21 protein-coding genes are annotated in these 19,513 nt (G+C 61.1%); 10 read left to right on the plus strand and 11 right to left on the minus strand.

The features are described 5' to 3' along the window. Window positions 1-5 precede the first annotated feature (5 nt). The 6 genes from A3AI_RS0110720 (at window position 6) to A3AI_RS0110750 (ending at window position 5,048) form a co-directional block, all read left to right on the plus strand. Window positions 6-773, plus strand: a complete 768-nt coding sequence (locus tag A3AI_RS0110720) for a haloacid dehalogenase type II (RefSeq protein ID WP_024515576.1) — start codon at window positions 6-8, stop codon at window positions 771-773. 78 nt (window positions 774-851) lie between these two features. Next, a complete protein-coding gene (locus A3AI_RS0110725) occupies window positions 852-1,928 on the plus strand; it encodes a Rossmann-fold NAD(P)-binding domain-containing protein (protein ID WP_024515577.1) in 1,077 nt (358 codons plus the stop codon). 325 nt (window positions 1,929-2,253) lie between these two features. Continuing rightward, window positions 2,254-2,505 (plus strand): hypothetical protein, encoded by a 252-nt coding sequence (locus A3AI_RS0110735; protein WP_024515578.1) that lies wholly within the window; start codon window positions 2,254-2,256, stop codon window positions 2,503-2,505. A gap of 256 nt (window positions 2,506-2,761) precedes the next feature. Beyond that, window positions 2,762-4,087 carry an LLM class flavin-dependent oxidoreductase gene (locus tag A3AI_RS0110740; protein ID WP_024515579.1) on the plus strand — a complete coding sequence of 442 codons (1,326 nt, stop codon included), beginning with the start codon at window positions 2,762-2,764 and terminating at the stop codon, window positions 4,085-4,087. A gap of 135 nt (window positions 4,088-4,222) precedes the next feature. Then, on the plus strand, window positions 4,223-4,390 hold the full coding sequence (rpmG, locus tag A3AI_RS0110745) for a 50S ribosomal protein L33 (RefSeq protein ID WP_024515580.1): 168 nt from the start codon (window positions 4,223-4,225) through the stop codon (window positions 4,388-4,390). Window positions 4,391-4,517: 127 nt separating this feature from the next. Continuing rightward, window positions 4,518-5,048: a hypothetical protein gene (locus tag A3AI_RS0110750; protein WP_024515581.1), complete on the plus strand. Its 531-nt coding sequence runs from the start codon at window positions 4,518-4,520 to the stop codon at window positions 5,046-5,048. Between the two features lie 167 nt (window positions 5,049-5,215). Here the strand turns inward: A3AI_RS0110750 and A3AI_RS0110755 are convergent, their stop codons facing one another. The 4 genes from A3AI_RS0110755 to A3AI_RS0110775 all read right to left on the minus strand — a co-directional run bounded on the left by A3AI_RS0110755 (window position 5,216) and on the right by A3AI_RS0110775 (window position 10,031). Beyond that, window positions 5,216-6,334, minus strand: coding sequence for a DUF6745 domain-containing protein (locus A3AI_RS0110755; protein ID WP_156927717.1), 1,119 nt, complete (start codon window positions 6,332-6,334; stop codon window positions 5,216-5,218). Then, on the minus strand, window positions 6,324-6,668 hold the full coding sequence (locus A3AI_RS0110760) for a DUF8820 family protein (protein ID WP_051382348.1): 345 nt from the start codon (window positions 6,666-6,668) through the stop codon (window positions 6,324-6,326). Before A3AI_RS0110760 ends, A3AI_RS0110755 begins: the two co-directional genes overlap by 11 nt. Before the next feature lie 215 nt (window positions 6,669-6,883). Beyond that, window positions 6,884-8,239 (minus strand): ammonium transporter, encoded by a 1,356-nt coding sequence (locus A3AI_RS0110765; protein ID WP_084800887.1) that lies wholly within the window; start codon window positions 8,237-8,239, stop codon window positions 6,884-6,886. Window positions 8,240-8,771: 532 nt separating this feature from the next. Continuing rightward, window positions 8,772-10,031: an MFS transporter gene (locus A3AI_RS0110775; RefSeq protein ID WP_024515585.1), complete on the minus strand. Its 1,260-nt coding sequence runs from the start codon at window positions 10,029-10,031 to the stop codon at window positions 8,772-8,774. A 287-nt stretch (window positions 10,032-10,318) separates the two neighbouring features. Here A3AI_RS0110775 and A3AI_RS0110780 point away from each other — a divergent pair, with 287 nt between their 5' ends. After that, window positions 10,319-10,855, plus strand: a complete 537-nt coding sequence (locus tag A3AI_RS0110780) for a TetR/AcrR family transcriptional regulator (protein WP_024515586.1) — start codon at window positions 10,319-10,321, stop codon at window positions 10,853-10,855. 286 nt (window positions 10,856-11,141) lie between these two features. Here A3AI_RS0110780 and A3AI_RS0110785 read toward each other — a convergent pair whose 3' ends face one another. The 3 genes from A3AI_RS0110785 to A3AI_RS0110795 all read right to left on the minus strand — a co-directional run bounded on the left by A3AI_RS0110785 (window position 11,142) and on the right by A3AI_RS0110795 (window position 13,161). Further along, complete coding sequence (locus A3AI_RS0110785; protein WP_198030091.1) at window positions 11,142-11,951, minus strand: N-acetylmuramoyl-L-alanine amidase family protein; 810 nt, start codon at window positions 11,949-11,951, stop codon at window positions 11,142-11,144. Between the two features lie 58 nt (window positions 11,952-12,009). Then, complete coding sequence (locus A3AI_RS48735) at window positions 12,010-12,354, minus strand: hypothetical protein (protein ID WP_198030092.1); 345 nt, start codon at window positions 12,352-12,354, stop codon at window positions 12,010-12,012. Between the two features lie 78 nt (window positions 12,355-12,432). Further along, complete coding sequence (locus A3AI_RS0110795) at window positions 12,433-13,161, minus strand: lysozyme inhibitor LprI family protein (protein ID WP_024515589.1); 729 nt, start codon at window positions 13,159-13,161, stop codon at window positions 12,433-12,435. Window positions 13,162-13,733: 572 nt separating this feature from the next. On the opposite strand from A3AI_RS0110795, the gene A3AI_RS42530 reads away from it, so the two are divergent. After that, complete coding sequence (locus A3AI_RS42530) at window positions 13,734-13,991, plus strand: hypothetical protein (RefSeq protein WP_036047870.1); 258 nt, start codon at window positions 13,734-13,736, stop codon at window positions 13,989-13,991. Window positions 13,992-14,335: 344 nt separating this feature from the next. On the opposite strand, the gene A3AI_RS0110800 is transcribed toward A3AI_RS42530, so the two are convergent. Both A3AI_RS0110800 and A3AI_RS0110805 read right to left on the minus strand, forming a co-directional pair. Continuing rightward, a complete protein-coding gene (locus tag A3AI_RS0110800) occupies window positions 14,336-15,709 on the minus strand; it encodes a PleD family two-component system response regulator (protein ID WP_024515590.1) in 1,374 nt (457 codons plus the stop codon). 12 nt (window positions 15,710-15,721) lie between these two features. Next, a complete protein-coding gene (locus A3AI_RS0110805) occupies window positions 15,722-16,087 on the minus strand; it encodes a response regulator (RefSeq protein WP_024508686.1) in 366 nt (121 codons plus the stop codon). A gap of 233 nt (window positions 16,088-16,320) precedes the next feature. On the opposite strand from A3AI_RS0110805, the gene A3AI_RS0110810 reads away from it, so the two are divergent. After that, complete coding sequence (locus tag A3AI_RS0110810; protein ID WP_024515591.1) at window positions 16,321-16,620, plus strand: DUF3572 domain-containing protein; 300 nt, start codon at window positions 16,321-16,323, stop codon at window positions 16,618-16,620. Then, window positions 16,599-17,909, plus strand: a complete 1,311-nt coding sequence (locus tag A3AI_RS0110815) for a DNA polymerase IV (RefSeq protein WP_024515592.1) — start codon at window positions 16,599-16,601, stop codon at window positions 17,907-17,909. Before A3AI_RS0110810 ends, A3AI_RS0110815 begins: the two co-directional genes overlap by 22 nt. Window positions 17,910-18,029: 120 nt before the next feature. Here A3AI_RS0110815 and A3AI_RS0110820 read toward each other — a convergent pair whose 3' ends face one another. Then, a complete protein-coding gene (locus A3AI_RS0110820; protein ID WP_024515593.1) occupies window positions 18,030-18,299 on the minus strand; it encodes a hypothetical protein in 270 nt (89 codons plus the stop codon). Window positions 18,300-18,479: 180 nt separating this feature from the next. Beyond that, window positions 18,480-19,334, minus strand: a complete 855-nt coding sequence (locus tag A3AI_RS0110825; protein ID WP_024515594.1) for a cell envelope integrity EipB family protein — start codon at window positions 19,332-19,334, stop codon at window positions 18,480-18,482. Window positions 19,335-19,513: the final 179 nt, after the last annotated feature.

Below are 19,513 nucleotides of genomic sequence, written 5' to 3' on the forward strand. Positions count from 1 at the left end.
CGTCAATGACCATCAAGGCAGTTGTCTTCGACGCCTACGGCACCCTGTACGACACTCAGTCCGTCGCAACGGTTACGGACGAGGCGTTCCCTGGCTACGGTGAAATGATCACGCAGATCTGGCGGCTCAAGCAGCTAGAATATACCTGGCACCGTTCGCTGATGCGCCGGTACGAGGATTTTTCCGTGATTACGCGCGACGCGCTGGTCTACACGCTTCGGGCGCTGGGCCTGAAGTACGACACCAGGGTTCTCGAGCGGATCATGGACAAATACGTCCACCTCGATCTTTATCCCGACGCGAGACAGGTGCTTGCCGACCTGAAGGACTATAAGCTGGCGATCCTTTCCAACGGCAGCACCGATATGCTGGCCGCGCTGGTCCGCAATACCGGCCTGGACAAGGTCCTCCATGCCACGATCAGCATCGACTCGAAACGAGTCTTCAAGCCGAGCCCCGAGGCGTATTCATTGGTCGAGGCGCGCCTCGGGATTGCGCCTGCTGAAGTTATCTTCGTTTCATCAAACCCGTGGGATGCGATCGGAGCAAAGGCGGTTGGGTTCAACAGCGCGTGGATCGAACGCGTCACGCCGGAGGCGATGGCGGAGAGCTCCCGGAACAGCGATCTCATCCCGCCGCTGACGATGTTCAAAGCACTTCGCATGCAAATGGACGAACTCGGTTTGGCGCCGGATTACCGTGTGCACGGACTCTCGGCGTTTGCAAAAAGGCTGTTGTCCGGGCCGGTGCAGACCTCGCCGGCGCCTACGTAACTATGGGTGTCGGACTCGTGGAGGACATAAGGGAGATCGCGCCGAACCCAAATCAATCTCATTGGAGGATAGCTGCCGATGCTGAAGTACAACATCTTGATCCTGGGCGCTTCGTACGGCTCGTTGCTTGCGTCGAAAATTCTTCTTGGAGGTCATTCGGTAAAGCTCGTCTGCCTTCCGGCCGAGGCAGACCTCATCAATTCCGAGGGCTTTCGTGTTCGGATTCCGGTCCGCGGGCGGAGCGAACCTGTCGAGCTTGATTCACGCAAGCTGCACGGCCGCGTGTCGGCAACAGGAGCGGCGGGCGTCGATCCGAAGGATTATGACCTCATCGGACTTGCGATGCAGGAACCCCAGTACGGATCGCCCGGGGTGCGGGAGCTTATGAGCGCTGTGGCCAAGTCGCGAGTGCCGTGCATGTCGATCATGAACATGCCGCCGCTTCCGTATATGAGGCGCATTCCGGGGATCGATGCCGAGCTGCTCAAGCCTGCTTACACCGCGCCCGAGGTTTGGGAAGACTTCGACCCCGCGACAATGACGCTTTGCAGTCCAGATCCCCAAGCAATAAGGCCGGCAGACGAGAAGGCCAACGTGCTGCAGGTGACTCTGCCAACGAACTTCAAAGTGGCGCGCTTCGACCTCGAAAAGGGGAGCGAAATCGTCCGGCAGCTGGAGAAGGAGATCGATGTTGCGCGCTTCAATACGCCCGAAGCCGAGATCGAGTTGCCGGTAAAGCTGCGATTCTACAACTCTATCTTCGTGCCGCTGGCGAAATGGGCCATGCTGATGGCCGGCAACTACCGGTGCATAACCGAGCAGGGTATGCGGACCGCACGAGAGGCGGTTCACTCGGATCTGGCAGCGTCGCGTTCGATTTACGATTTTGTTCTCGATGTTTGCATCAAGATAGGGGCCTCGCGCAACGACCTGGTGCCTTTCGAAAAGTACGCCGCCGCTGCGGAGAGCCTGTCACGTCCCGCCTCCGCCGCTCGCGCTTTGAACAACGGTGCCCCGAACATCGAGCGCGCGGACAGACTCGTCCAGCTTGTAGCCAAGCAGAAGGGCATGAGCCATCCGGCTCTCGATGAGATCGTGGCGTTGGTCGATCGAAGGCTCGAAGCCAATCGGAAGATCAAACCTGCAGTAGCATAGCCGCTCACTCGCCGCGCTGAAGATCTCGCGGTAGCACGCCCATTCGGCTTTATTCAGTCGCGCGTTCCGACGCTGGTCGCGTCAGCCGCGGTCGATCGTTCGAATTAATCGTTCTAACGCGACACTGAACGCTTGGTAATTTGGGCGAGCGTGACGACGCCGAGCGTCCCACTCGAAGCTGCCGACCCCGTTTCGAATACGCTGCACGAACTCAAGGTCGAGACCATCCAGCATGTAGACGACACTCGCTAGCATTCAGGGTCTGATCTCAGGACGTTACGTTCACTCCGCAATCGTTGCTCGATTCAAATGAAGGAGTGTCCGAATGTCCCGCTTAATTTTCGCCGCCGCTGTCGTTCTGTCGGCGCTGACGGCGACCCCGATGGTCTTCGCCAAGGAGCATCGCCACGCCCATAAAGCGCCGCGTTACATCAACATCGTTCGTCCCAGCCAAGGCTACGCCATTCCGCGATGGTCCTACGCAGCGCCTCGACCGCCGGTCCAATACGACTCGACCCCGAGCTACAACGATCCGTCCAAATTTGGCGGCAGCACGGCGTTGCCTGTGACGCGCTGAGGCTTCTCGAAGTCAGCATCGAGCGCCCCTCTCGTATCCTTGTGAGTGTCCATTCGGTCTGCCGCGGACGACTGTATGTTTGGCGACATCAGCGTTCGCCGCACGGACCGAATGGACAACCTAGAGCGGCCCGGAATGATGGGCATGTCGGAGGGCAGGCCCAAAACAGAATAATCTTCCACTGCCCCACGATGGCGCCGCCCCACGCCATGCCTATCTCAGTTGGACCAGCAACTTTCCGGGGACCAACGGGCTCATGGCAAAACGTCAACTCAAGCTTGGCGCGTTCATGCGCCCGGTCAGCATTCACACCGGCGCCTGGCGCTATCCCGGGGCGTGGCCCGACGCCAATTTCAACTTCGCCCATTTGAAAGACCTGATCCGCAAGCTGGAAGCCGGCAAGTTCGACGCCTTCTTCATGGCCGATCACCTCGCCGTGCTCAACATGCCGGTCAATGCGCTCAAGCGCAGCCACACGGTGACCTCGTTCGAACCATTCACCTTGCTCTCGGCGCTGTCGGCCGTCACCGAGCATATCGGCCTGATCGCGACCGGCTCGACCACGTTCGATGCGCCCTATCACGTCGCCCGCCGCTTTGCCTCGCTCGACCACATCTCGGGCGGCCGTGCGGGCTGGAATATCGTCACCACGTCCAATCCGGATGCCGCGCTCAATTTCGGCCTCGATGACCACATGGAGCATGCCGAGCGCTATCGCCGCGCCCGCGAGTTCTATGATGTCGTCACCGGCCTGTGGGACTCCTTCGCCGACGACGCCTTTGTGCGCGATGTCGAAAGCGGCCTCTATTTCGATCCGGAGCGCATGCATGTGCTCGATCACAAAGGCGAATTTCTGAAGGTGCGCGGGCCGCTCAATATCGGCCGCCCTGTGCAGGGCTGGCCGGTCATCGTGCAGGCCGGCGCCTCCGAGGACGGCAGGCAGCTCGCGGCCGAGACGGCGGAAGCCGTGTTCACCGGCGGCGGCAGCCTCGCCGATGGACAAAAGCTCTATGCCGACATCAAGGGCCGCATGGAGAAGATCGGCCGCGACCCCGAGCATCTGAAGATCCTGCCCGGCGCCTTTGTCGTGGTCGGCGACAGCGTCGAGGAAGCCAAGGAGAAACGAGCGCTGCTCGACAGCCGCGTGCATTACGACAGTGCGATTGCTTCCCTCTCCGTGATCCTCGGCACTGATGCCTCCGGCTTCGATCCCGACGGTCAGCTGCCTGAAATCCCCGAGACCAATGCGTCGAAAAGCGGTCGCCAGCGGCTGGTCGATCTTGCCGCGCGCGAAAAACTCACCGTGCGTCAGCTCGCGCAGCGGGTCGGCGGCTATGGGGGACTGTCGTTCGTCGGCACACCGAAATCCATCGCCGACCAGATGGAGGAGTGGCTCACGACCCGCGGCTCCGATGGATTCAACATCATGTTCCCCTACCTGCCGCAGGGCCTGAGCGACTTCGTCGACAAGGTGGTCCCGGAGCTGCAACGGCGGGAGATCTTCCGCCGCGAATATGAGGGCAAGACGCTGCGGGAGAATCTGGGGCTGCCGCGGCCGAAAAACCGGTTTTTCGAGGCATAATCACCCCGAATTGGTCCGTTTTCGGGTGCGAAAACCTTGACATCAGGGCTTTTCTGGCTACGTTGCGCACCAAACACGCGTCCGGTTTGGCGGGCGCCCTGCCCCCAAAATCGAACTATCGAAGGTCTCAAGACAATGGCCAAAGCGGTCACCATAAAGATCAAGCTCGTGTCCACGGCCGACACCGGCTACTACTACGTCGCCAAGAAGAATTCGCGCACGATGACCGACAAGCTGGTAAAGAAGAAGTACGATCCCGTCGCGCGCAAGCACGTCGAGTTCCGCGAAGCCAAGATCAAGTAACATCGCGGGAATGCTATAGACTTCGACGGGGCCCTTGTGGCCCCGTTCTTATTTTGCGGTCTTCGCCCACCGCGTTCGGGCACAATCCTTGCGTCAATATCCTGCCTGAAGGCCGCAAGGGTTCGGAATGGTCGCAATCTCGGACGAAAGCAATGTCGGGGGCTACTCGGTCGCCTATGGCCGCGATGACAGCTATTTTCCTGTCTACATCACCGCGGCGCTTGCGCTGATCTTCCTCGCCGCCGGCTGGATCACCGGCGCGCTCTATTGGCTTCCGCTGGCGTTCGCCGCCGCCGCCTTCACCTATTACAACATCCCCCTGCTCGAGACGGGCCGGCCCACCATCGGCGCCAACCAATACGGCATCTTCATCCAGGCCTTCGGGCTGTTGCGCTGGCGTGCCGTCGAGCGCATCGACCTGGTCGAGATCGCCGAACGCGCCATGACCGTGCATGAGCTGCAGATCACGCTGAACGCGCCACTCTCCAGCGCACTCGTCGCCGACTGGCGCAAGCAGCCCAACTGGCGCCGCTTCATGCGGCTGCCCTGGCGGATGACACACAACAACATGGTACGCATCGATATCGAGCCGTTCGACCAGCCGCCCGACGCGATCCACCGCACGTTCCTGCGGATGTGGCGGTTTTATCGGAGTTAGGTGCTGTCCCTCCCTCTCCCCGCACTTCGCGGCGAGAGGACTGGCTTGAGCGGCAATCTCCGCAAATTCGGAAACAGATGAGCGCACGGAAACTCCCCCTCACCCGGATCGCATCTTCGATGCGATCCGACCTCTCCCCGCAAGCGGGGCGAGCTAAGAGACGGCGCTCACGTCCGCACCACGAGCTTTGAATAGTCGTCCGGCTGCATGCCGTAGGTCCAGGCCACGGCTTCGCGTGCGGAGTTGATATTGGCGGGCACCTGCAGGAAATAGTGCCTGTGCGTGCCGTCAGGCTCCGGCGTGGCGTTGATCACCTCGACCGCGGTCCAGATGTCGTAATTGAGCCAGATCTTGCGCCAGAGCACGCCGGTCTCGTCCTGGGCGACCTTTCGCGCGCCGCCAAGCGCCACATAGCGCGCGGGCGTCATGATCTCGATCATGCAGCGTCGCACCTGCACATTGGACTCCGCGTCAACAGTGGCGAGTGTGATAGCCCCTCTCTGCTCGATCAGCCAGGCGGGGATCTCGACGCCCTTCCAGGCAAAGGCCGACCAGCCGTCGCCAAAGCAAAGCGCGGGCCCGCGCGCCTCATGCAGCCGTCCCTCGATATCGCCACGCAACAGGCGCGGCCGTTCGGACAGCCAGCAGGTGCGCTCATGCGGCTGCAGCCAGCCGACATTCGCCGCGACCTGCATGAGGCCGAGCAGCGGCGCGGTCTCGGCCTTCAGGCCAAGCACGCCGCGGACAAATTCATAGGGACCGAGCCAGGACAGTTCGGCGGGACCAGCCACGCTTTCGCTGAAATTCTGTGGCGCGAGCAGCGCAGTGAGGATCCGCCGCAGCGACAGCGGGCGCGACCGGCGCAGCCGTGCCGCGAGCGAAACCTCGTCCTGGTTGGCGTGCTGCAGCACCATCTCGGAGACCGAGGCGATGAGTCCGTCGGCCGGATTCACCGCATCTGCGACCTCGGCCAGCAATCGCCGGCCGAGGCGCTTTCGCACCAGCCGCGCGGCACGCCTGCGCGTGCGATCGAGGAGCTGCGACCTGACATTCGCCCCGTCCGCGGGCGACGCCGCGCAGGCGCGATGCGAGAGCGCGATTGGGCTTTCGCACCAGACGAAGCGGTCGGGATGCGGCAACCCCACCGCCCGATAGGCCTGGCGCACGCCCTCCTCTGCCGCGCCACGATCGGCCGGCTCGGTCGAACGCCGGATCGCAAGCCAGCGCGCGCGGTAGCGGTCGAGCGCAGCCGTCTGCTCCGCCGTCAACGCCGCTCTAGTCGGCAAGGACGCGCGCATCCAGCGGGCCGAGCTCGCGCTGCCGGCGCACGCGGTAGGTTCCACGCGGCAGCGTGACCGGCGCATGCTCCTCATGCGTCACCCGCGCATAGTCGGAGGCGACCTTCACATGCCCGATATAAAGTCCCTTCGGGATATCGGTTGCCAGCGCTTCATCGTGAAACAGAGTGACCCGTTCCTTGATCGCATGGCGGTGGCCGGTTTCCTCGCCCTCGGCCAGCACCATCGCCACACCGTCGAGATTTTCCGCGATTCTTCCCGACGCCGGAACATCGGCGACCCGCTCGAGCAACAGGTCGCCTTGTGCGAAGATCTCTGCCATCGCCATCTCCTTGTGCGCAAATAGCACCCGGCGATGTGCTGGGTGCTCTCTGTTCCACCCAATTCTTGTTTTCGGACAGGTCTTCTTACGTTTCCGTGCGAGGCCTGTCCTTGGATCGCGACAGTATAGCACGTCTCTCTGAAGCGCGACGAGATTAGGTTTGAATCATCGTCGCGCTTCAGGCCTTTTGATTGCGCGTGATCTCAAGCAAGGCTTCAGTGCACCACCTCACCATGCAGGGAGAGATCGAGACCTTCCCGCTCGGCATCCTCGGAGACGCGCAGGCCCACGAAGATCTTGATTACGAACAGGATGATCAGGCTGACCACCGCGTCATAGACGAACACCGTGGCAACGCCGATGCACTGGTTGACGAACTGGCCGGGATTGCCCTCCAGCAGTCCCGCGGTGCCGCCATATTGCTTCACTGCAAAAATGCCGGTCAGCAACGCGCCAACGATGCCGCCCAGTGCATGCACGCCGAAGCAGTCCAACGCGTCGTCATAGCTGAACATGTGCTTCAAGCCCGTGCAGCCCCAGTAGCAAGCGATACCAGCGGCGACGCCGATGGCAAAGGCGCCGACCGGCCCGACAAAGCCCGAGGCCGGCGTAATGGCGACAAGACCTGCGACCGCGCCGGAGCAGATGCCGACCACGGTCGGCTTGCCCTTCAGCGCCCACTCCACCAGCATCCAGGTGAAACCGGCAACGGCGGTCGCGATCTGGGTCACCAGCATGGCCATGCCAGCCTGCATGCCTGCGGTGACGGCGGAACCGGCATTGAAGCCGAACCAGCCGACCCACAGCAGCGAGGCGCCGATGAAGGTGAGCACCATGTTGTGTGCCGGCGCCGTGTCGACTCGCCTGCCAAGCATGATGGCGCACATCAGCCCCGCCACGCCTGCATTGATATGCACCACCGTGCCGCCGGCGAAATCGAGCACCTTGACCCAGGCGTCGTCATTGCCGGAGGAGAAGATGCCATCCGGTCCCCAGACCCAGTGCGCGATCGGCGCATAGACGAAGATCGCCCACAGCCCGATGAACCACAGCATGGCCGAGAATTTCATGCGCTCGGCAAAGGCGCCGGCAATCAGCGCCGGTGTGATGATGGCGAACGTCATCTGGAAGCAGATGTAGACGCTTTCAGGGATGGTCGCCGCGAGCGGATTGGGATTGCCGATGCCGCCGGCGCCGATGTCGCTCAGGATGTCCTTCAGGAACATGCGGTCGAGCCCGCCGATAAAGGGCGAGCCGGCGCGGAAGGCCATGCTGTAGGTGAGAACCGCAAACAGGATGGTGACGAGGCAGGTCACCGCGAAGCTCGTCATCACGGTGTCGCCGACATTCTTCTTGCGCACCATGCCGCCGTAGAACAGGCCGAGGCCGGGGATGGTCATCATCAGGACCAGCGCAACGGATGTCAGCATCCACGCGGTATCGCCGGAATTGGGCGTGCATTTCTCCAGGATCTTGCCGCCGCAGGCCGGCGGCGCATCGTCGGCCAGCGCTGCACCTGACAGCGCGAGCCAGACGAACGCGATCCCTGCGAGCGCCACCAGCCACGTCATGAGCTGACTGCGCGTGAATTTCCCCGAGTCCATTGTCGTCCTCCTTGTCCCAAGTAGCTTGTCCAGTTGCGTCTTCAGTGCAGGCTTCTTCGAGCTCCTTCATTGTCCGAAGCAAAGGCGAGCGACCGCCGCGTCTGGCCCAAACAGGCCATCGCGCCGTCGTCTCGAGCCGTGTGTTGTCTGGATTTCTGTTGTCTGGCGGCCAGGGCCGTGCCGCAGCCGATCTGGCACAGATACCACCGTGCCCGGCGCCGCGACGCGGCGGTCGAGCTGAACCAGCCCAGGATTGGCGGCGACGAGCCCCATGGCTGACCGGCCTTTCCCTTGGTTCTTCCCTGGGAATCTCCCAAAGCCGGGACACGTCGATGACGGTTCCCGAACCAATTCTTAGCCAAGGTCAGTCAAGATTCGTGCCATACCAAGGATCAAACTAACGGCTTGATCCGTCGCGGATTTGGCAACAATCGCACAGGGATTAGGCCGATACTGCCGATTTCGTAAGCAGACTGCCGTTCAAAAATGCGCCACAGCCTCAGGCTGTGCGCAGCATGGGCGGCGCCGTGGGACGGATCAGCGCGAACGCCACCTGGATAAGGCCGGCGGCCAGCCCCACTGCGACGCCGATCCGCCAGGCGAGCCCGTAGGAGCCCAGCGCATCGTAGATCAGCCCGCCGCCATAGGCGCCGACAAAGCTGCCGATCTGGTGGCTCATGAAGGCAAGCCCCTGGATCATTGCCTGCCATTGCAGGCCAAACATTTCGGCGACCGCGCCCGCCACCAGCGGACCGACGCCAAGCCAGAGGAAACCCATCAGCGCGCCGAATACCAGCGTGGTCGCAGGGGTCGGCGGCAGCATGAAGTACCAGGCGAGCACCAGCGAGCGGCAAACATAGATGCCGCCGAGCAGCGCGAGCTTGTTCCACCGACCGCCGGCCCAACCGAAAAAGAGACTGCCCAGCACGTTGAAGCCGCCGATCACGCCAAGCGTCTGTGCGCTAAGCATCGGATCCATACCGCAGATCAGCAGATAGGACGGCAGATGCGTGGTGATGAACACCAGTTGCATGCCGCAGACGAAGTAGGCCAGCGTCATCACCACGAATGAGGCGTTGGAAAAGGCCATGCCCACCGCGGCACCGGCGGAGATGTTGCCGATCTGGTCGGATGACGGCTTCGGCAGCTCGATCCTGTCGACACGGCCCGCAAGCCAGGCGGCCGGCAGCATGACCAGCGCCAGCACCACAAAGCTTGCCAGGCCAAAGCGCCAGCCGAAATCTTCGCTGAGCACCTGCCCGATCGGCGCCGACAGCAGCGCCCCCAGCGATCCCGCCGCCGAGACGATGCCGAGCACCGTCGAGCGCACGGTTTCAGGCACGGCGCGCGCCGCGACCGACATCGCAATCGCCGCCGCGGTGCAGGCGAGCGACGTCCCGATCAGGACCCCTGCTCCGATCAGCACGCTGATGAGGCCATGGGCGGACGCCAGCAGCACGAGCCCTGCGATATAGAGCACCGCACCGCCAACCATGATGGCGCGGAACCCGTAGCGCACGGTGAGCGCGCCGGCGAGTGGCTGCAGGAAGCCCCAGGCGAGGTTCTGCACGGCGATCGCGAGCGTGAACTCGGAGATGGAAATGCCGACATCATGCGTGAGTGGCTGCATGAAAATGCCGAGCGATTGCCTCAGGCCCATGCTGAGCGTCAGCATCAGCGAGGTTCCGATCAGGATGGGCAGCGCGGGACCAAGGGTCTTGGCGAACGAGGCCTTGGGCAGGCTCCTGGCGAGGGGCATGGTTGTTCTTCTCCGCTTTTGTGCCTGTCGCTCCGTTGTTCCGGGGGCAACGCGAAGCATCGAACCCGGAATGACGGAGCGCACTGGCCTGCTTCTCAGCCGAGGCGCCGCTTGATTACACAAGTCTGTGTAATTAACATGCGAAGCGCCACCGCTTGTCAAGGACAAAGTAAACAGGTCTGTGTAATATGCTCGCCGCCGCCAAGTCTCGCCTTTACAAGACGCGCGTTTCCAAGCCCCGTATCGACAAGCCTGGCGCGGACAAGACGGCCGCGAACAAACGCGACATGAAAGAGCGGATATTGCAGACCGCCGACCGGCTGTTCTATCTCAAGGGCATCCGCGCCATCGGCGTCGACACCATCGCGGCCGAGATCGGCATTTCCAAACGCACGCTCTACAACCACTTCCCCTCCAAGGACGAATTGATCGCGGCCTACCTGAAGCGACGCTTCGTGGTGGCAAGCCCGACCGAAAGGCCGGCCACAGACCAGATCCTCGGCTATTTCGACGCACTGGAACGCCGCTTCTCCGCCAAGGATTTCCGCGGCTGCCCCTTCGTCAACGCGGTGGCCGAACTCGGCCCCGAGGATCGTTCGGTGAAGAAGATCGCGGCGGCGTTCAAGGAAGCACGCAGGCTGTGGTTTCGCGATCTGCTGGCGTTGCTCGATGTGGAAGACAAGGAAGCACTAGCCACGCAGCTCGTGGTGCTGGTCGACGGCGCGATCGCGCAGGACCTGGTGCGTGACGATCCCGCCATGGCACGCGCGGCGAAGGCGGCCGCGACGGTGTTGCTGCGGAATGCGGGAGCCGATGTTGAATGAGGGTGCGCCTACCACTTGTCGTCCCCGGTTGAGCCCGGCGATATCAGTTCTTCCGATGTGTGAAACCCGTCAACGACTCGGCGTGCTATTGGACACGTTTCGATTGGTTGCGATTTTCTGACTGACTTTTTCGTGTGGTCAGCAACGCCCGAAACTAGCCCAAGGGCTGGTGAAGGGATGTCTGCTATGCCGTCGCTCTCAGCGGATAGGCAAAGATCTAGAGATCTAGCGAACGGACCGCGACCGCCGCCTTTGACCTTAAAGGGGTCTTTCCTCAGTTTGGAAACTACCGCTTCTCGCGAGGTTGCGCGTCCTGTGCTTCGCTGCAAAATCGAACCGCAGCCGCAAGTGCTGCCTCACTGATCTGTTTCCGTCGGTTCGGAGAACTCAACACGGACTCCTCGTCCCTGTTCACGATGACTCCGGCCTCGAGCAGCACAGCGGGAGCTTCGGTATTTTTCAGAACCATGAGCTGGTCGTATCGGTACACCCCTCGCTCGTGATCCAAGATTTGACGGCGCTCTCCGCGGATATCCTCTGCGTGGTGCGCAGTGAATGTCATACCTCTCTTCTTCAATTCTGCTCCAAGTAACGTGGCGAACTGGACGCTTTGATCCGCGAATCGATTTCGTCTTGACACGAAAATGGAAAACCCGGCGTACTTGTCACTGAAGTGATGAAATCTACCATTGTACGTCCATTCGTCATAGAAGATTGGTTGCACATCGTCGTGGTGTATGGAGAGGAACAGGTCGGCCTTAAATGAGCTTGCCAGGACCGAGCGTTCTCGCAACTGTGTCTTACCTTCACCTCGCATTAGAATTAGCAACGTTTTTGCAAAGCCGGCCCGACGAAAAGTGTCGTTCATCTCCTGCGCAAGCTGGTGATTAAATTCATACTCCGGCCTACCCCGGGCGCTCAATGCGCCCGGCGCGTCGGGTGTGTGGCCGACGTCAATCGCAATTCTGAAGTCCTCGCGTCGGCAGCTGGGATTTCGATCAACTCCTGTGTCAGGGCTAGGCGCGATGTCGGGGGCTGCGATGGCGCCCGCCGGCGCGCAAGAAATACTCAGAGCTGCGAGCACAACAGCCAGCATCGCCCGCTGATATCGCTCTCTCGGCAGTGGACCAGCCCTCTCCTCTGGAGTGACCATTCTAACGTTGAGGGACCATCTTTTCCTGTAAGAGCTCAAATACCTTGAGCTTACACGTCGCGTTATCCTTGAGAGCATTCGCTAGCTGATCATGCAGCACATTCTTAAAAGTGTCGCTTCTGTATTTTCCAGCTCCAGTCATTCCAAGGTCGGCGACTCGCGCAACCAATCCTTGCAATTGGGCCTTTACGTCACCCGAAAGCTCCAAATTAGTCGCGTTTCCTTCCAACGCGAGAGGATTGCCGCAGGTTTCCGCCGCGAAAGCGCTGATGGCTCTCAACGCCTTTGTCTGCCCCTCAAGATCCTGAGCTTTTAGCGGTTGTATGAGCAGCAGGAAGAATCCCATTGCGGATAGCCGCCCTAGCGTTCCAAGAGCCCTCATCGGCTTGCCTCCAGAGATGGCTTTGCAATCCTTTTTAGTTGCTTAGTTGCCCAATTCCTCTACCCGCCGTCTGGTCATTTGCAAGATACACGGCTTTGCCGGGGAAAGCTGATCGAGCGAATAGCTTTCATATGGGGTATAGTTGCAGGTGAGATTTCTGCTCCGTATCCAACTAACCTGCTGTTGCTTTAGCGCTCGCCGTCCATCAGAAGACAGCTGTCGCATCTGGGTCCAATAAAGTTGGCCCATTCGTCCGTCCCATTGAGCCAAATCGTCATCTGCACACAGCAGTTCCTCAAGAGGCTCATTGGTATTTGAGCAGTCAATGCTTGGCTTATGTTCGGGCCGGCGCGGATTCAGGTGGACGCTTCTAGAGATAGGAAGCCCGGTATCTGCCACGCCAGGAACCATTACAACGACTAGCCTGTCGAAGATCGCGCGTTTACAGGCCTGCGAACTTTCTAGCGCGTCTGGCAGGGCGTCCTGCTGTACTCCCTGATAGTCCCTCTCGGTGAGCTTACCGGTACCAATGAGATCCAAACTCTTTATACGTGAAACTGCATCGTCCAGCGTGGCTTTGGTGGTCCCCGAAACGTCGCCTTCGACCATACGTCCTTGCTGGTTCAGCGTATAACACAACGAATTAGCTGTCTCCAGGATCACACCTAAAGCCTGTTTTTGACGGCTCAAATAGATGTCTTGTGCGCTTACTGGCGTCGCGCAAATCACAGACAGCATGGCAAAGGCGATGGTGGTTCGCGTCGCAGACATGACAAATACCTCGGTTCGAGATATCTTCCCAATTGTCTCTCGAAGGAACGGGATCGATATTTAAGACCTTCCATGGTTCGCAGGTGCATACTGCACGAATTTCTCGCGGTAGATGTGTGAGCTGGCTCACACCAACCCTTTTGATTTGAAGATGATCGTGCCTTCGAAGGCATGGGATGCGCATCGACAATTGCGTTGATCAAACGCCAAAGCCGTATGTGCGAGCTCCTGACGAATTCCCCAATGAGCGATGTCTGCAAATGGCCTTTCGCGACATGTCGCGCCGCCGCGCTGACTTGGTCGCTGACTGAGCAAAGCGACGTAGCCTCGTCGCGCCGAACCGACCTTATGAGCAAACGGCCCAATAACTGGAAGCAGACCCGATATGCTCAACCTGAGTTCTTCGCGTGTGACCCGAAGCTGGCGTGCGCCGTGGTCGGAGTGATATCGACATCATACGGCGCGTCGAGTCGCGTATAGTTGAAACGATGTGACGATAGGTTCCTTTAATCGGTCGATCGCCTCTCCATTTTGATAGAGAACACAGGCTTCCTATCCGATGGAGAAATTGAATGAGAAAGCTTGAACTTCTCTCGGCCGCATTGATCACCGTAGCCATGCTCGCAACTCCCGCTCTGGCTCGCGAGAACCATATGACCTCGCGGCACGCCGACGGAAATACCACTATCGGCGCGGGTCATAACGACTGGAGTTCTTGCTACGGTAACCGCGCTAGCGGCTTGCGCGGTGAATTCTGCGGTTACGGGGACCGCGACGTGTGGGGCCACTGGGGCGGCTACTACGGTCCCACGGTTGGCGGGCCTTTTTGATGTGTTCGGCGTACCGATTTTCCGCTGCACTCTTCCGCGATACATCATAATCGAAAAGGCCGACAACTGCTGCGGCGCCTGAGTCGGTTAGTGGTCCTTCGCGAAATATTGCGCCGACACGTTAACTTGGCCGCCAACTGGGCAAAGCGACGTAGCCTCGTCGCGTCGTGCCAACGCGTTTATGGGCAAACGGCCCAGTAACTGATTTGCCCGGACGGGCGGCACCGCTACGAAAATCGCGTCCAGCTCCTTGCGCTAGAATATTTTTATTTCGTTTTTATCGAACTCTTGCTCTTCCGTTTCCGCACCGAGCAAGAGGCACCGGGAAGACACCAAAGGAAGGCCTATGCCGCCTGCGAGACCACGCGGTTGCGGCCGTCGTGCTTGGCGCGGTAGAGAGCCTTGTCGGCGCGCTTGAGCACGTCGGCGATGGGTTCGCCCTTGCTTTCGAGGGTCGCGAGCCCGACCGAAATCGTGACCTCGATGCGCTTGCCGCCCTTGTTGACGGCGAAGGGCTCGCCGGCGATGGCGCGGCGCAGCCGCTCGGCCACCATGCCCGCGACGTGCAAGTCCGTTTCCGGCATCACGATCACGAACTCCTCGCCGCCATAGCGGCAGGCGAGATCGATGCCGCGGATCGACTTGCGGATGCGCACGGCGAATTCGCGCAGCACGTCGTCGCCGGCGTCGTGGCCATAGGTGTCGTTGATCGACTTGAAATAGTCGATGTCGAGCATCATCAGCGCCAGCGGCTTGCCGCGGGATGCGGCCTGCTCGGCGAGCGTCGCCAGATGGCTCTCCATGTAGCGGCGGTTATGCAGGCCGGTCAGCGCGTCCGTGATCGCCATCTCGATCGAGTTCTGCACATTGTCGCGCAGATGATCGGTGTAGCGGCGGCGGCGGACCTGCGTGCGGGCGCGCGCCAGCAACTCGTTCTTGTCGATCGGACGCAACAGATAGTCGTTGACCCCGATCTCGAGCCCGCGCAGCAGGCGCGTGTTACTCTCGGGGTCGGCGATCGCGAGAATCGGCACATGGCGGGTGCGCTCCAGCGAACGCGCCTGGCTCGCGAGCCTCAGGCCATCGAAATTGTCGAGGTCGAGCGAGACGATCAGGAGGTCGTAATTGCCCTCGGCGGCGTGAAACAGCGCCTCGGCCGGGTTGGTCTCGACATCCACCGTGTGCTCTCTGGACAGCAGCGGCGCAATCCGCTCATAGGAAGACTGGCGATCGTCGACCAGCAGGACGCGCCCGCCCTTGCCCGTGTCGGCCACTGCGCTGCGCTCCGGCGTCTGCACGCCGATCTCCAGCGACGTGAGCGCGCGCATGCGCAATTCATCTGTCATCATCTTCAGCCGCGTCAGCGAGCGCACGCGCGTCAGCAACACGATGTCGGAGACCGGCTTGGTGAGAAAATCGTCGGCGCCGGCCTCGAGCCCGCGCACGCGGTCGGCGGGACTGTCGAGCGCGGTGACCATGACGACGGGAATGTGGTGGGTCAACGGATCGGATTTCAGCCGGCGGCAGACTTCAAAACCGTCGATGTCAGGCATCATCACGTCGAGCAGGATGATGTCGCATTCCGCGCGCTGGCACATCTTCAGCGCTTCGGTACCGTTGCTTGCCGTCAGCACATCGAAATATTCGGCCGACAGGCGGGCTTCCAAAAGCTTGACGTTGGCGGGGACGTCGTCGACCACCAGGATACGCGCAGACACCGAAACTCACTCCTACCCGATAAAACGCCGGACTGTCTCAATGAATTTGCCGACCGAGATCGGCTTGGAAAGATAGGCCTCGCAGCCGCCTTCGCGGATGCGTTCTTCATCGCCCTTCATGGCAAAAGCAGTGACGGCCACGACGGGAATCGCGCGCAGCTCCGGATCGTCCTTGATCCAGCGCGTGACTTCGAGACCCGACACCTGCGGCAATTGAATGTCCATCAGGATCAAGTCGGGGCGCATCTTGCGTACGAGATTGAGCGCCTCGAAACCGTTGCTGGTTCCCGAGGTTTGATAGCCGTGCGCCTCCAGGAGGTCACGGAAGAGCTTCATGTTGAGCTCGTTGTCTTCGACGATCAGGACGGTCTTGGCCATCCCGTCCTCCCAATCCATCTCAAAGAGCACATCCGGTCTTCAAGCACACTCGACCACGCTCACGCGCCATCTCGAAATCTAATTCAAAATAGCCGCAGATTCGCTCTAACCCGTTAAGTCCGCGCGCCTTCTTCTTGGTCTTGGTTTCCACTTGCTTGAACAGCTTCGGAAGACTCGGGCATGATCGTTTTGGAATTAGAGACCATAAGTTAACAGAAAGGCAAACCATTCAATTGAAAAAGCCTGTTCAAAACCCCCGAGAAGTGGCTGAAATCGTTGCGATTCAGGCGTTGAGCTTCATTGCGGGCGATCCCGAGCGGCTGGGCGGGTTCCTGGCCGAGACCGGAATCGGCCCGGACACCCTGCGCAAATCCGCCGCCGATCCACGGTTCCTGGCCAGTGTGCTCGATTTCGTGCTGCGCGATGACGCAACCGTGAAGGCATTCGCCGAGGCCTCCGAGCTGCATCCGACCAACATCGCAGCCGCCCGCCAGGTGCTCGGCGATCCCAAATGGGAGCGCGACGTGCCGTGAGCGACATTGCGCCAGCGTCGAGCGGGCCGACCTGCTTCTGCCGGGACTGCCTCGCCGACCTGGACGCGCGGGCCCGGCGCTGCAGCGCGTGCGGCTCCCCTCGCCTCGTGCGTCATCGTGCGTTGCCGACCCTGTCGCTCGCCCATATCGACTGCGACGCGTTCTATGCGACCGTCGAGAAGCGCGACAACCCCGATATTGCCGACAGACCCGTGATCATCGGTGGAGGCAAGCGCGGCGTGGTGTCGGCGGCCTGCTATGTCGCACGCACCTATGGCGTGCGCTCGGCGATGCCGATGTTCAAAGCGTTGGAGCTTTGCCCTGACGCGACGGTGGTGCGGCCCGACATGGCCAAATACGTCCGGGTCGGACGCGAGGTGCGTGAGGCCATGCAGGCGCTGACGCCGCTGGTCGAGCCGCTCTCGATCGACGAGGCTTTTCTCGACCTTGCCGGCACCGAACGCGTGCATGGCATGATCCCGGCAAAGGTGCTGGCGCGTTTTGCCCGAGACGTCGAGCGCAATATCGGCATCACGGTCTCGGTCGGGCTGTCCTGCAACAAGTTCCTGGCCAAGATCGCCTCCGACCTCGACAAGCCGCGCGGCTTTGCCGCGCTCGACCAGGAGCAGGCGCGTAACCTGCTCGCGGACAAGCCCGTCGGCTTCATCTTCGGCGTCGGACCTGCGACCCAGGAGAAGCTCGTCAACCGCGGCTTCCGCACCATCGCCGATCTGCAGCGCGCCGACGAGATCGAGATGATGAAGCAGTTTCCGTCCGACGGCCGCAGGCTCTGGCGGCTCGCGCGCGGCATCGACCAGCGCAAGGTGGAGGCCGATCGCGGCGCCAAGACGATCTCCAGCGAAACCACCTTCGAGACCGACATCCGCGATTTTGCCACGCTGGAAAAACTGTTGTGGCGGCTGTCGGAGAAGCTCTCCTCGCGGCTGAAAAACGCCGAGCTGGCGGGCTCGACCGTCACGCTGAAGCTGAAGACCGCCGACTTCCGCCAGCGCACGCGCTCGCAATCGATCAACGCGCCGACGCAGCTGGCGTCCAAGATATTCGCGATATCGCGCGAGCTGCTCTCGAAAGAGATCGACGGCACCGCCTTTCGCCTGATGGGCACCGGGGTCAGTGCGCTGCGCGCGGGCTCGCGAGGCGACGATACCGACATGCTGGACCGCCGCGCCGCGCATGCCGAGCGTGCAATGGACAATTTGCGCAAGAAATTCGGGCAAACCGCAGTGATCCGCGGCATCGCCTATGACGGGCCGGAAAAGGCGGATTGACAGCGATCTGCGTCATTGTGAGAAACAACGCGACCTGAAACAACGCGACGACGCAATCCAGGGTCCTCGTCGTGGCCCTGGATTGCTTCGCTTACGCTCGCAATGACGAACGAAGAGCGCTCAGTAGTAGGCCTGCGGCGACACGAAGGCCGGCTCACAGGGCACGCTGTTGGTCCAGGGCGCACCCGCGAATGCGCCGACGCGCGGTGCCGGGATGCAACGATAGCCGTTGCCGTAGACCGGGCCGGCATAGGCGGCATCAGGCGCAGCGGCGGCATAGGTATCCTGGGCGACAGACCGCGAACTCGCATGGTGCTCGCGCGCCAAGGCGGGGGCAGCGATCACGGCCGCAGCGAACAGCGCAGCCGATAGCAATTTCAGGTTGGCCATCTTGTTTCTCCGTTGAGGAAGCCGACACAAAGTTCAGCCCCATCGAGAGAGATGAGAAAGCGAGCACACCATTTAAAGAGGACAGCCGCTCACGTTATTTCAAGGACGCGCGAGCTAGATTCAGTTCCGATGCGTCATTTAACTGACATGCGTCATTCAAAAAGGCGCATCGAATACGCATCAATTACAGGGCTTGGCGTCCTTGATGTCGAATTTGCCCATCGTGCCCGAGATCACGAAATCGTTGTAGTCGAGCACCAGCGCGCGCGAAACGCCGTTCTCGTACAATTCGAACGACATTGCATAGACCGGCGTCTGCTCGCCTTCCTTGGCCTTGGCGTCGCGGTCGTAATAGCTCACCGTGACAGGCCATCGCGCCAGCGACTTCATCTGGTCGTTCTCGGTCGAAGGATCGGGCGAAGCCACGGTCTTGTCGGCGGGCACCTGCTGCCCGATCACGGTCAGCGTGTTGTAGATCTTCTCGCCATTGTCGGAGCCGTCATAGACGGTCAATTCCAGCAGCGACTTGCCTTCCTTGGCGGCTGCGATGATGCGCTGGATCTGCTCGGTTGGGAAAACGGTCGCGCCGTCGATCGTAAACGTCTTGTTCTCCGGCTGCTTCAGCTTGACCGTGATGTGATCGCCGGTGCGCTCGGCAATGCCGTCGACCGGCGCGGGATCGGAATCATTGGTGCGCGTCTCGATCTTGAAGCGGTAGCTCTTGCCAGCGCCATCCTCCCAGGACGTCGAGCGCAGATCGGACAGCATCATCTTGCCCTCGCCGATCTCGAGCTCGGAGACCTGGCGAAATTCGGAGGTGTAGCCCTCGCAGGCATTGCCGGAGAAATTATAGAGGATGCGGCCGCGCGCGCTGTTGACGGGGTTGGAGCCGCGCGACTTGACGAGGCTCAAATCATACAGCGCCTGATGCGGCAGAAACGGCACGGTGGCAGCCGCGACCGCCGGTCCGCAAGCCATGGCAGCGACTGCCAGCACACCGAGCGAAGTCCTGAACCGAGGAAGCGCAAAACCCATGGCTGGCTGATCCTTGCAAGCGAAGATTCGGCACTCTAATGGCCGCCCTATTGCGTCGCAACTGGGGCGCCCTCACGGAAAAGTGCAAATTTGGCGCGCATGGCTTTGTTTTCCGGCGTGAAATCGCAAGCGAGCGCGCGCCCCGGGGCGGCTTGCATGTCATAGCGCAATCGGCGAAA

The organism is Bradyrhizobium sp. Tv2a-2, from assembly GCF_000472425.1.
In the GTDB taxonomy this organism is placed as follows: domain Bacteria; phylum Pseudomonadota; class Alphaproteobacteria; order Rhizobiales; family Xanthobacteraceae; genus Bradyrhizobium.